At 47.7% G+C, this 12,624-nt stretch carries 12 protein-coding genes and 1 pseudogene; 11 read left to right on the top strand and 2 right to left on the bottom strand.

The genetic code is table 11. The features are described from left to right. The 6 genes and pseudogenes from J2Z28_RS30895 to J2Z28_RS30870 all read left to right on the top strand — a co-directional run. The coding region (locus J2Z28_RS30895; RefSeq protein WP_211085769.1) for a hypothetical protein at window positions 1-557 on the top strand (557 nt) is incomplete at its 5' end. 165 nt (window positions 558-722) lie between these two features. Further along, a complete protein-coding gene (locus J2Z28_RS30890) occupies window positions 723-968 on the top strand; it encodes an AbrB/MazE/SpoVT family DNA-binding domain-containing protein (protein ID WP_415841529.1) in 246 nt (81 codons plus the stop codon). Then, window positions 965-1,280: pseudogene (locus J2Z28_RS30885) on the top strand (type II toxin-antitoxin system death-on-curing family toxin). The gene J2Z28_RS30890 and the pseudogene J2Z28_RS30885 overlap by 4 nt, the downstream one beginning before the upstream one ends. Window positions 1,281-1,570: 290 nt before the next feature. Then, on the top strand, window positions 1,571-2,302 hold the full coding sequence (locus J2Z28_RS30880) for an ABC transporter ATP-binding protein (RefSeq protein WP_211085768.1): 732 nt from the start codon (window positions 1,571-1,573) through the stop codon (window positions 2,300-2,302). A 21-nt stretch (window positions 2,303-2,323) separates the two neighbouring features. Next, complete coding sequence (locus tag J2Z28_RS30875) at window positions 2,324-3,571, top strand: ABC transporter permease (RefSeq protein WP_211085767.1); 1,248 nt, start codon at window positions 2,324-2,326, stop codon at window positions 3,569-3,571. 112 nt (window positions 3,572-3,683) lie between these two features. Next, window positions 3,684-4,067 (top strand): hypothetical protein, encoded by a 384-nt coding sequence (locus tag J2Z28_RS30870; RefSeq protein ID WP_017690791.1) that lies wholly within the window; start codon window positions 3,684-3,686, stop codon window positions 4,065-4,067. A gap of 363 nt (window positions 4,068-4,430) precedes the next feature. On the opposite strand, the gene J2Z28_RS30865 is transcribed toward J2Z28_RS30870, so the two are convergent. Beyond that, entirely contained in the window at window positions 4,431-5,699 is a 1,269-nt protein-coding gene (locus J2Z28_RS30865; protein ID WP_211085766.1) for a BaiN/RdsA family NAD(P)/FAD-dependent oxidoreductase, read from the bottom strand. A gap of 195 nt (window positions 5,700-5,894) precedes the next feature. On the opposite strand from J2Z28_RS30865, the gene J2Z28_RS31720 reads away from it, so the two are divergent. The 3 genes from J2Z28_RS31720 to nadE all read left to right on the top strand — a co-directional run bounded on the left by J2Z28_RS31720 (window position 5,895) and on the right by nadE (window position 9,195). Further along, window positions 5,895-7,589: a two-component system sensor histidine kinase NtrB gene (locus J2Z28_RS31720; protein ID WP_211085765.1), complete on the top strand. Its 1,695-nt coding sequence runs from the start codon at window positions 5,895-5,897 to the stop codon at window positions 7,587-7,589. Between the two features lie 222 nt (window positions 7,590-7,811). Next, window positions 7,812-8,246, top strand: a complete 435-nt coding sequence (locus J2Z28_RS30855) for a BrxA/BrxB family bacilliredoxin (protein WP_017690788.1) — start codon at window positions 7,812-7,814, stop codon at window positions 8,244-8,246. Between the two features lie 139 nt (window positions 8,247-8,385). Then, window positions 8,386-9,195 (top strand): ammonia-dependent NAD(+) synthetase, encoded by an 810-nt coding sequence (gene nadE, locus J2Z28_RS30850; protein ID WP_211085764.1) that lies wholly within the window; start codon window positions 8,386-8,388, stop codon window positions 9,193-9,195. A 160-nt stretch (window positions 9,196-9,355) separates the two neighbouring features. On the opposite strand, the gene J2Z28_RS30845 is transcribed toward nadE, so the two are convergent. Beyond that, complete coding sequence (locus J2Z28_RS30845) at window positions 9,356-10,171, bottom strand: alpha/beta hydrolase family protein (RefSeq protein ID WP_211085763.1); 816 nt, start codon at window positions 10,169-10,171, stop codon at window positions 9,356-9,358. A gap of 369 nt (window positions 10,172-10,540) precedes the next feature. Here J2Z28_RS30845 and acpS point away from each other — a divergent pair, with 369 nt between their 5' ends. Together acpS and mutY are read left to right on the top strand one after the other, a co-directional pair. Continuing rightward, on the top strand, window positions 10,541-10,939 hold the full coding sequence (acpS, locus tag J2Z28_RS30840) for a holo-ACP synthase (RefSeq protein ID WP_036614140.1): 399 nt from the start codon (window positions 10,541-10,543) through the stop codon (window positions 10,937-10,939). Between the two features lie 29 nt (window positions 10,940-10,968). Beyond that, window positions 10,969-12,333 carry an A/G-specific adenine glycosylase gene (gene mutY / locus J2Z28_RS30835; protein WP_211085762.1) on the top strand — a complete coding sequence of 455 codons (1,365 nt, stop codon included), beginning with the start codon at window positions 10,969-10,971 and terminating at the stop codon, window positions 12,331-12,333. Window positions 12,334-12,624: the final 291 nt, after the last annotated feature.

Genomic DNA, 12,624 nt, shown 5'->3' with positions numbered 1-12,624 from the left:
GAGAGAGTGCGACGTGGACTCAATCCGAACGCAACAATAGCGTGAATGACCGTGAGCGTAACGTAAACAGTAGCACTGCGAGCGAAAGCCGCGGAGCCTTGGATCTGGGTCTTAACGCAAAAGCTGAAGGAGAGAGTGCAACAATGGCTCAATCCGAACGCAACAGCAGCGTGAAAGACAGCGAGCGTAACACGAACAGTAGCTATGCGAGTGAAAGTCTTGGAGCACTGGATCTGGGTCTGAACGCGAAAGCGGAAGGTGAGAGTGCTACAGTAGCTCAAACTGAACGCAACAGCAGCGTGAAAGACAGTGAGCGTAACGTGAGCAGCAACTATGCAAACGAAAGCCGCGGTGCACTTGATCTGGGTCTGAACGCAAAAGCAGAAGGAGAGAGTGCAACAATGGCTCAATCTGAACGCAGCAACAGCGTGAATGACCGTGAGCGTACCGACAGCAGCAGCTACGCGAGTGAAAGCCGTGGAGCACTGGATCTCGGTCTGAACGTGGATGCAGATGCAGAGAGTGAAACTACTTCCGTGGTGGAGACAAATCGGTAATATGAGATTTTTACTGTAATATGAAGAAGCAGGGGCTCCGGAACCCCTGCTTCTTTTTTATTTCGAACTCAAAATAATATACAAATTGATAAAAGTTTCACTATAATTGTTATACCAATTAAATAGTATTACTAGAGGTAGTAATGAATGAATAGGGTGAGTAAGATGGAACGAAAAGTAACGAAATTCGGTAATAGTCTTGGATTAACAATGACAGATGCCTTCAAACAAATTGGTCTTGAGCAAGGCGATATGGTTCAAATCGAGGTAAATCAGTCTAATGGGGAGATTATTATTAAAAAGGCTACAAAAGTTAATTTGCCTAACGGAATCAGTAGTGATTTTATGGATACATTGGCTGATGTGATAGGTGAATATGATCAAACCTTGAAAGGTCTCAAGGATAGATGAGCATGATCCGGTATTTGAGTATTCAAGAGGTTATTGCGATCAACGTAGCTGCAAATTGGAATTAAAGATTCTGGTCTGCTTGAATCTGCTGCAATCTTTCAATCTTTGGGCCAAAACCAACCTTTCCATAATGCTAATAAAAGAACGGCTTTTACCTCATTGGTAATCTTTCTGCGTTATAACAATGTGTATCTTAAAATGGATCAAACATTTGCTGAGGACTTTACTGTTGATATGGTGAACCACAAGTATACATTTGAACAACTAGTCTCAATTATTCGTACATACTGTGTTACTGAAAATGAAATATAATAGTAAGCAATAAGTCATTCATTACTATGATTTATTGTTTTATTTTTTTAAGAAAAGAACAACGTTCAAATAATCAAACACGCATCCCGAAATATATATTTACACGATAACGTAGAGGGCAGAAAGAACCTGAAGAAGCGAAGCGTTCGCCTTTATCCCCCGATTTTAACATTTGTGATATTGATTCAAAAAATCGGGGGATAACAGTGATCGGAAGGTTGTTCTGTCATCGGAGTGGCAAGTGTAAATAGTCTTTAGTTCAAGCCCGAATCAGAACAGGAGTGTTCGATATGAAGATAGAGCATGAAGGTACAGCCATACAGGAGTCCATATTGGACGTACATATTACAGAGGCAGGATACGAGCCAGGACAATCAACCATACGCAATATTCGAATGAATGTGGCGCGAGGAGAGCTGGTAGGTATTATCGGACCCAATGGTGCGGGCAAAAGTACCACGATTAAAACACTGCTTGGTCTGCTGGAACATGCTAACTATGAAGTGACGATTGGGGGAGATGGTCGTTATGCCTATATCCCGGAGCAACCGGTTTTTTATGAGTATATGACGCTATGGGAACATCTTGATCTGGCGGCAGCGGCGTATGAAATGGAGGAAGAAGCTTTTGTTGCCCGAGCGGAGGAACTGTTGGTTTGTTTCGGTATGGACCATGTTCGGAATGATCTTCCAGCCAGTTTTTCAAAGGGCATGCGGCAGAAAATGATGCTGATGATCGGATTTCTGTCTTCACCGGATATTTATATTGTGGACGAGCCGTTCATCGGACTGGACCCTCGTGCAACCAAGGATTTTCTAAAATTACTTGATGATGAACGTCGCCGCGGCGCGGGTGTGCTTATGTCTACACATGTACTGGATACCGCTGAACGAATCTGCGACCGGTTTATTCTGATTGCTTCGGGCAGATCTGCTGCCGAGGGAACATTGGATGAGATCCGTGAAGCGGCAGGATTGCCGGAAGCCTCTTTGTTTGACTGTTTCGATGTACTGACGTCTTAGATAGAGAGAGGGTGAGAGAGAATGGAAACTTCCCAGCGTTATACCCCACTTCGTTTATACAGACGAAGACGTAAAGAGCATTTCAAGGAACAGATGAAAAATCTCAGACTCGTCGTGGATTGGACAGTGTGGGTATACCTGCTTGTGCCGGGTCTGCTTTATCTGATTGGATGGTACACGAGTTTGTGGACCAAACCGCTGCCTGCATGGGCGACAGGATTACCGCTCCCCGTACTGACTGGGCTGATCGACGTGGTTATGCTTACCGGTGGTGTGTTGATATTTGTGGAGGAAGCGGATGTATTGTTTCTGAAATCAAGGCCGTTGTGGATGCGCACGTTAATGAGGCAAGGGCTCTACCGGTCCTGTCTGCAACATCTGGGCAAAATGATCCTGATTACAGCGCTGACCGCACCCCTGTGGTCCCGTGTATATGAGATGTCGAATCTCCAGATTGCACTTATGGCTGTCTGGTTTGGTGCAGTAGCTTCATTCCAAGCCATAACACTACATATGACAAAGGTTCGACATACAGGATGGCGGCGCTGGATTCAGATGATCCCTCTCATCATTGGCATAGGTTATATGACTATTCATGCGACATCATGGATGCATGGACAGACGTGGAAAATCATATTTGGTATCTTGGTAATCATGCTTCTTCTAATTACAGTCGGGCAGATGAGGCTATTGATGAAGGGAACGTTTGAAGGGGATGTGCGGGAGGACCTGCGGAGCAGGCTGCAGCTTACAGCTATAATGTTAAGCCGGGCGGTGAGCAAGCCGAAAGCCCCACGAACACGGTCCATCATCTTCCGCAAACCGCGTAAACTGTTACGCAATCGTTCCATCGCGAATCGGACAGCGGAGATTGCATTCAAGGCATTTTTCCGGAACTCGGCCACGATGAAATTGTATCTGCAGCTTGGCGGACTATCCATCGCAGCAGTTGCCTTACCACCTTTTCCGGTCAATATCATTGTGTGTGCATTATTAATCATCATGCTGACGGTGATGTTTTATCGTTCTTGGGACGTTTTTGCCACGTCGGACTATGTTCAGCTTATAACATATGACTCGGAGGCGCTGCATCTTGCAGGTTCAATGATGGTTCGGATGTTGTTCATCCCGATTGGTATTCTTATGGGATTCACGCTGGGATTGGCCTGGCTCGGCTGGATCGTCGGTATTCTGACAGCTGCAGGTGCGGTGGCTTTCGGACTCTGTGTCTTATCTATTGCCGGATGGGTCCGGCTGACCCGCGCCTAAAGGAATTCCTTTCTAATTCGGAGCATATCGTGCGCTAGTTCTGCCCATGCTATAGAAGAATAATCTCATCTATGGATGATGAGAGATTAGCTGTAGCAAGGAGGAAGAGACGATGATGGATAATAGCGAACTACAGGTGCACTTTTCAGACGATTCAGCGTTGAATGCCGCAAGGGCAACCTTAGAGGAATTGGGATATAAGCCGTATCAGTCCGGCCCGCTGGAATTGTACATCCCTACAGATCGCCAAGATCCTCTGTCTGCCGTAGAGATTGTACAATCTCATGGAGGAAGTGCCGTATTTGCCTCACAAACGGAAGAACTGGATCAGTTTCAGAATATATCAATTCCGGCTCATCTCGTGAATGAAGACTGGAATGAGGGTTATGCGAGCGAAAACCAGGGAAATCAAACTGAGCAAGGCAGACATAACTATAGCGATGACCCGACATACGATGATTCGGCTGATGGATTCTCAGGCAGTGTGAAGGCATAGAAGCATCACAAGCTAAGAGCAGTTCGAGCCAATTTATCCAAAATGGAACAATGCCCAAAAACCCCGATCGTCCACAGATGTGGATATCGGGGTTTTTAACATCTGAAGCAATTCATCATGCACTTAAAGTGTGTAATACCTAGTAGTGAGAGTTCAAAAAGTTCGGTTTTCAGTATCGAGAAGATGGAATCAAGCTAGAAATGGAGTAGCGGAGCGTAGGAAAACTACGTGAGCAACTACAATGTTTCTGAAGCAAACATACTTCGTAAGCATCAACCTATTTCGGCTGAATTTCATATTCGATGCTGATGATGCCATTAGGCATGATTCGTAATCAAAAGCGGACTTTTTGAACAACCTCTATTATAGTTTAGCGTGTTTATATTCTGCTGCATGCATGCCAGCCGTATATCCTGTGGAGAATGCAGCGGTGATATTATACCCTCCGGTGTAGCCGTGAATATCCAAAACTTCACCGCAAAAGAATAGTCCAGGCAGCAGCTTGGATTCCATTGTTTTTGGGTATATCTCCTTTAAGTGGATTCCTCCCCCAGTAACGAAGGCTTCTTTGAGCGATCTTGTTCCGTCTGCACGGAAGGTAAAAGCCTTCATGAGCTCGCACAAGTTGCTTAACATGCCTTTGGGGAAATGGTGGAACGTAAGGTCATCGCTGATCTCTGCCCGTTTCATCATTAAGGGAATCATACGTTCAGGAACCCATGTTTTTAAAATATTTTTGACAGCTTTGCGGGACTCTTGTTCCAATACTTGTTGCACCTGTGCTTCCAATGCACCTAAGGACAGTTCCGGGAACAGATCAATGCTCATAATGACCTGTGGGTTTCCAGACTTCATCTGAACCTTGCGGATAAATTGGCTGCAGCGCAGTGCAACCGGTCCTGACACGCCAAAATGCGTGAAGATCATATCCCCGCGATGAGAGATGACTGTTTTTCCTTTGGCATCTACTACGGATAGAGCGATATCCCTTAAAGACAAACCTTGCAGTTCTTTAGACTGAATCCAACTCTCTCCAGACACAATGGGCACTTCGGTCGGATATAACTCCGTTATCGTGTGACCCGCAGCCTCAGCCCAGGGATAACCGTCTCCGGTTGATCCGGTTTGGGGTACGGATTTGCCGCCGGTAGCGATGATGACAGAGCGCCCAAGAATGGTTTTACCGGATATCAATTTAACACCCTGTATCTGCTGACCGTTCTGAATAATTTCTTTGACCGGTTCTTTGGTGCGAATCTCAACGCCGAGGGAGACAATCTTTCCTACCAGCGCATCCACAACTGTTTTCGCTTTATCGGTTACAGGGAACATTCTGCCGTTGTCTTCTTCTTTCAGGGCAATTCCGAGATTCTCGAAGAAACGCATGATTCCCTGGTTGTCCAAATTTTGAAACGAACTATATAAAAAGCGTCCATTACCCGGAATATGCCGGATGAGTTCATCCGTTTCCTTGGCATTGGTTACATTGCATCGACCTCCGCCAGAGATACCGAGTTTACGACCCAGTTGATCTCCTTTATCCAGCAGAAGCACGGAGGCTCCATGCTCGGCAGCAGCAACGCAAGCCATCAGGCCCGCAGACCCACCACCAATTACAATGACATCATACATATGTTATTACCCTCTTTTTTCATTGATTTTGTCTGTTTTACGAAAAATGTGTCTACTCCTGGCTTTTTCTGAAATATAATGGAGTTATGAGCAGTTCTATTGTGCAGTCTTAAGGGATATATTGTAATATACTGTCGCCTATGTTTTAATCAGAAATACATGAGGGAATGTGCAGGCAGAGGAGGAGATGGCATTGTGGTTGCGTTAAAGGACATGCTTTTACAAGTACTGCTGGCAGGGTCGGCGGTATTTCTGATTCCCTTATTCCGTCTGGTACTCTCCAAGCGGGCTATTGCCAGAATGGAACATGCCGGAACCGTTCATACCAGTTTTGCTGTGACAAGTGTCGCGAGCATGTTATTGTGTCTGCTGTTTGCGCTCTATGCAAGCCCGGTGGCCGTACCCATATCATTAAGCATCGTACCTGTGATACTTGTTATTTTGTATTGTAAGTCCGCTATAGGCGTAACGCTGTCCATTCTACATATTCTCTTCTATTTTCTTTTTGCGCATCCCTATGATCTGTACGGATTTCTCCTTCATACGGGCATTCTTCTCTATCCTATTGTATGGTTGTCTGCCAAACGATTCAAGCATAATACACCTTCACGCAAAATGGCGATCCTCATCATCCTGATTACAATGGAACTGATTGTAACGAGTCTGTTATGGATCGCATCCCTCCAGAATGAATCCACATACTCTGCGACCTACATGATACTTACAGCACTTGGATATACCGCTGGAGCCATTGTTGCGGGCAGTCTGAGTCTGCTATGGCTGGAACGGATGAAGCACTATCGCGGGCTGGAGCAGCATCTTTCGGAAGTCCACCAGCGATACATAGCCGAAACGGAGAAACTTCATCAGATTCTGAACGCAGTGCCTCTCTCCATTGCCACCGTAGATAAACAAGGCACAGTGATGTTTGTCAATGAGATGATGGAGCAAACCGCAAGGGAGCAGTTGCCTTGCACCTCCACACCTGATCTTATTGGACAGCCTGCCAGTCAATTTGTTGAACAAGGTCAGGCGGATAAGATGGATAAAAGCATTCGCAGAGCCGTCGTTCATGGTGAGATTAGTGGGTTGACCGTTCGTTACGGTGCACATGTATTTCAGTCCCGAACCGTACCGATTTATGCCTTTTCAACAGAGTCTGCGAGAGAAGTTACAGGAGCCATGCTGATCATTCAGGATATCACGGAGCTTGAGATGTTGCGAAGTGAACTGGATAATGTGGATCGTCTCAGTCTGGTGGGGCAGATGGCTGCAAGCATTACGCATGAGGTGCGTAATCCAATGGCGGTTGTGCGGGGTTTTCTTCAACTTATGCAGGAAAAGAGTCCTGACTCCCTCGATCACTATTACCGGATCGTTCTGGAAGAGCTGGACCGGGCCAACAGTATCATTAATGATTTCTTGTCTTTGGCTCAGAATCGTATTGCCGAGAAAGAAGAATCCCAGTTACACGATATCATACATGAACTCAGTCCATTGTTATGGGCGGATGCGAACCTGCGTGGTCAGAGTATTGAACTCATGTTGGCCCATAATGTGCCGAAGCTGCATCTCAATTCTAAGGAAATCAAACAGGTGGTGTTGAACCTGGCCCGTAACGGGATGGAAGCCATGAATGAGAAGGGCGTGCTTACGCTGGAGACGCGGATAGTGGATGATAAGGTGGAACTGTGTGTACGTGACACAGGACCTGGTCTACCCAGAGTGAAGAAGGAAAAGCTGTTTGAACCTTTCTATACGACAAAAGCCAAGGGAACCGGACTTGGATTGTCCATGTGCCTGAGTATTGTGGAACGACATAATGGAACCATTACTGTGGAATCGGAGGAAGGCCAGGGCACGACCTTCAAAGTGGCATTTGAACGTTAGTCATTCAGCATATTTTGCCAGACATTGAGACATAATATTATGGAAGAAGCCTCTCCGCAGGCGGTTTCTGAATCTTGCTTTCATTGCTTATGGATGTATAATAGGAATAGCACATCATTACATCCATAATGTTCGATATGAATGTAACGTTGTTTTGGAGAGTTTATTGGCCTTTAATTTTATCGAGATCATAGAACAACCATTTATAAGGAGTGAAACCGAATGTCGATGTCATTTGATCAATACATGAAAGATATGGTTCAACCGATGCGGGATGATTTAACTCGTCTAGGAATCCAGGAGTTGCGTACTCCTGAAGAAGTGGAAGCAAGTCTTCCGGATGCAAAAGGAACAGCGCTGGTTGTCATTAACTCTGTCTGCGGATGTGCCGCAGGTCAATGTCGCCCAGGTGTGTCCCAAGCACTTCAGCACGATATTACACCGGATCACCTGTACACTGTATTTGCTGGTCAGGACAAAGAAGCAACTGCAAAAGCACGTGAATTCTTTGCACCGTATCCTCCATCTTCACCGTCCATCGCTCTGATGAAAGACGGAGAACTCGTTCACTTTATCGAGCGCCATCAAGTGGAAGACCGTTCTGCAGAGGATATTGCGGCTGATCTCAAAAGTGCATTTGACCGTTACTGCCGTTAATTCGCTCCAATAGAACGCCCCGCCCTTCGGATCACCGATGCCGGGGCGTTTCATTTTGGATAGATAAGGTTATTGAACCATTCGGACCTTTCAAGCTGGACATCAAATTTCATTCATTTAGAAACGGGGTGTGTGAACGATGAGTTTGCAACAACAGATCATCGCTGAATTGAAGGTTAAACCAAGCATTAATGAAGAAGAGGAAGTACGCATGCGTGTTGATTTTCTGAAGACGTATGTGAAAAATGCGGGTGCCAAGGGTTTGCTGATTGCAATCAGCGGCGGTATTGATAGTGCAGTGGCTACGGCGCTTTGCAAAAAAGCGACGGACGAGCTTACGCAAGAGAACAACCAAGAGTACAAAACGCTTGGTGTGTTCCAACCTTATGGTGAACAATCAGATATCGATCACAGCTACGCTGTAGCCAAAGCATACGATCTGAAGCATGTCGTGGAAACCAATATCGAAGATGCAGTGAACGAGATTGCACTCGAAGTGGAGCAAGGTTTCAAATCCTTGGGCAGCCCACGCCATATGACTCACCAAGGCAAAGGTAATGTCAAAGCGAGAACTCGTATGGTTATGCAATATGCGCTTTCGTTTGAAGAGAACCTGCTCGTTGTAGGTACGGATCATGCGTCCGAAGCCATCACAGGCTTCTATACCAAATGGGGCGATGGCGCTGTGGATATCACACCACTGAGCACCCTGAACAAACGTCAGGTACGCCAGCTGGCAGCATATCTGAACGTTCCACAGGCTGTTTTGGACAAAGCACCATCTGCAGGGCTATGGGAAGGTCAGACGGACGAAGATGAGCTGGGAATTTCGTATGAAGCAAACAGCGACTATCTCGAGGGCAAACAGATCGATCCGGCTGCACAAGAGCGCCTCGAAGCGTTCTATACGCGCACACATCACAAACGCAATGCCATTCCTGGTATCTAATACGGGTGGATGAGCATGATCGTTATAAGCTGTTAACACCAACATTGAAATAACGTCCCTCTTAGGGAATGCAAAAGAGTCACTGCTCACGCAGTGACTCTTTTTGTTATGTGGAACAAGAAACCGCAAAAATCCAGGTGACTACTATATTAAAGATGAGTTAGCTATTCCATTCTTTGATCTGTTGCAGGGTTTGGGTGATGGCTTGCTCCAGTTGCGGAGTGGTTTCTTTAAATGGGTGTACGGTATTAAAGGTATGGTTCCCATCAGGAATCTGGTGCCATGGGATATCAGGGCGTGCTTGCACAAGTGCGGCAGAACCGTCCCGCAGACGTGGGGGATCTTCTGTTCCCTGAATGAGTGCGACTCGCAAAGTTGAAGAAGCCAAGCGGTCAAGGATAGCGTAACGTTCGCTATGCTTGTCCAGGTCTTCCAGAATAGCCACGTCCAGTGGCATCTGCTGGCCTGTTCGTCCGTTAACGACATGGCTGCGGCCATGCGTACGCATTTCTTCTTTTTGCTCGGCTGTGAAGAGATCCAGATTGGTTACGCCATTCCAGGAGATGACACCTGCCACCTGCTCGGGATGATCCAGTGCATAGACGAGACTTACGCCCGCACCGCGGCTATGACCAACCAGGTATACAGGAAGTCCAGTGAGTTCAGGTTGTGTAGCCACATTTTCCAATACCAGGGCCAGATCGGCAAGCTCCCGGCTGTAGGTATTCACTGCGAACTTTTCAAGTTCAGAGAATTGCTCCAGATATTCGCCGATACCGTTGTGAGAGAAATTAAAGGTCAGCACATGATGCGTCTGGCTTAGCTGTGAAGCTGCATAGGGGAACATGCCCCAGTCTTTGAAGCCTTTGTATCCGTGAGCCAGAATGATAACACCTTGAGCGGGTTGTTGTGCAGGAAAAAAGTCTCCGCGAATGATCGCATCTACGTCAGTGGGCAATTCAAAAGTTATGGGCATTATTCAGACCTCCTAAGAATTTCAGACGATTCCTGATTCATATTTTAGCATATATGGTAATGCGGATAGGTACTCGCTTCTGGGCGCCCCTCCTGCTACAATAGAATACGTGTTCGGAGAGTTACGGATCATGTGATCGAATGGAGATCTTTTACAATGCATGTTCAAAAAGAGCGGTTTTCAGTACCGAGAAGATGGAATGAAGCTAGAAATGGAGTAGCGGAGCGTAGTATAAGCTACGTGAGCAACGGACATTTCGGCTGAATTCCATGTTCGAAGCTGATGGTGCCATTAGGCATCCTTCGTAATCAAAAGCGGACTTTTTGAATAACCTCTTACAGTATAAAAGATTAAGCGGGTGAAGCGTTGATGATATATGGCATAGGCAATGATGTGCTGGAGATTGGACGTATGCGGAAGCTGCTGTCCGGTCGCCATGCGGAAGCTTTCATAAAACGAATTTTAACGCCAGCAGAGCGGGAGATCGCAGTTCGTCGAGGGAAGCGGATGACGGAGTTTGTATCCGGTCGATTTGCAGCGAAAGAAGCGGTGTCTAAGGCATTTGGCTGCGGTATTGGTGGCGTAATGGGCTTCACTGACATTGAAGTGCTGCCTGATGGGACAGGACGTCCCGTGGCCTCGCTGTCCAGTCAAGCCTGGGAACGTCTGCAGCTGCCATATGATAAGCAATATGACATTCATTTGAGTATTACACATCAGACGGAATTGGCAGCGGCCTTTGCGATCGTGGAGCAGATGGAAAAGTAGCTAGCTTGGCAATAGGAGAGGACGGAAATATGGGTTTACAGGAACAGAAACAACATTTCAGCGTGAATTTGCTGGACTGGTATATGGTCAACCGACGGGATTTGCCGTGGCGTCGCCACAACAATCCGTATTTCACATGGGTATCGGAGATTATGCTTCAGCAGACTCGAGTCGATACGGTAATTCCGTATTTCAATCGTTTTATCGGGAATTTCCCGACCGTACAGGCGTTGGCGGAAGCACCCGAAGAGGACGTCTTGAAAAATTGGGAGGGACTCGGTTATTACTCCCGTGCACGTAATCTTCAGGCAGCCGCCAGACAAGTCATGGAGCTGCACGGAGGCGAGATGCCGCAGGACAAGCCGGCTGTCTTTGCATTAAAAGGTGTTGGCCCCTACACGGCCGGGGCCATTCTCAGCATTGCCTTCAACCAGCCGCAGCCTGCGGTAGATGGCAATGTCATGCGGGTACTGTCCCGATACTTCCTCATCGATGAGGACATTATGAAGGGCAGCACCCGGGTGTTGATGGAAGAGCTCGCAGGAGAGCTCATTCCGGAAGGGCGGGCGCGTGATTTCAATCAGGCGCTGATGGAGCTTGGTGCGCTGGTGTGTACACCCAAAGCGCCGCACTGCCTGACTTGCCCGGTCATGGAGCAATGTTCCGGCCGCATCGCCGGAAGAGAGCTTACCCTGCCGGTCAAGACCAAGGCGAAGCCGCCGCGCCCTGAGCAGCGGCTGGTCGCGATTGTGGAGGGCCGCGGTGCTCATCGCGGCCAAGTGCTTGTGCGCCAGCGCCCAGACACGGGCCTGCTGGCCCGCATGTGGGAGCTGCCGCATGTGCTCGCGGCGCCCGCCGCAGCGAGCAAGAAGGCGGCGCCGCTGGCGGATGAGCCGGCCATGGCATTGCTGGCCGGCAGTCTATGGGCGGAAGGCTTCGCTGCCCGCCCGGAAGGGCTGGCTACCCATGCGGAGCATGTGTTCAGCCACATTGTCTGGAGCCTGCAGGTGTACAAGTGTACCGAGCAGGACCAGAGCAGTGAGCTTCCGCTGATCGCAGCGGAAGCCAGAGCCGCCTACGATGCACAGGCGGCAACAAGGGAGGGCGCAGCCTCATTATCAGCTGTGTCACCTGAGTCAGACATAACGCATTCATCGGAGGCAAGCTCGCCTAATGTGCAGAACATCTCAACATCGCTTAACGATGGAGAGATGTTGGCACCATCTGATGTTAGTGACCTAGCGCTGAGCACTCCGACACTGACTGGTAAAGGCGATGGCTTGACCTACCGCTGGATCGGTCCGGAAGATATGGACAAGATGGCATTCCCCAACATATTTCTGAAGCTGATCAGCAGTTATTTTGCCGGTGCGTATGATCAAGTGAATGATTAAATGGGGGAGCTAACGAACTCCAGAGGTCTTATCATGTGGATAAACCACAATTATAAATTCTAACGAACCTGAGTGACGTTATCATAGCCAATCAATCCTAAAGTGCGCATCAAAACCCATATTTGGGGAAATAGCTACTCTGAGATTCGTTGCTATGAACGTTTTTGTCAAGCCCAGCACAAAAAGCTGCTTTTCTCCGAAGCCCTAAGCGCGGGAGTCCATATGCGAGCGACGGTTGGCACGCTGCTATCCGTGGGTTGGTTACCACATGGTATGCCTTCGTCAAGGAGA

It is taken from the genome of Paenibacillus xylanexedens (genome assembly GCF_017874615.1).
In the GTDB taxonomy this organism is placed as follows: domain Bacteria; phylum Bacillota; class Bacilli; order Paenibacillales; family Paenibacillaceae; genus Paenibacillus; species Paenibacillus xylanexedens.
This window is presented reverse-complemented; position numbering and strand designations above follow the sequence as displayed.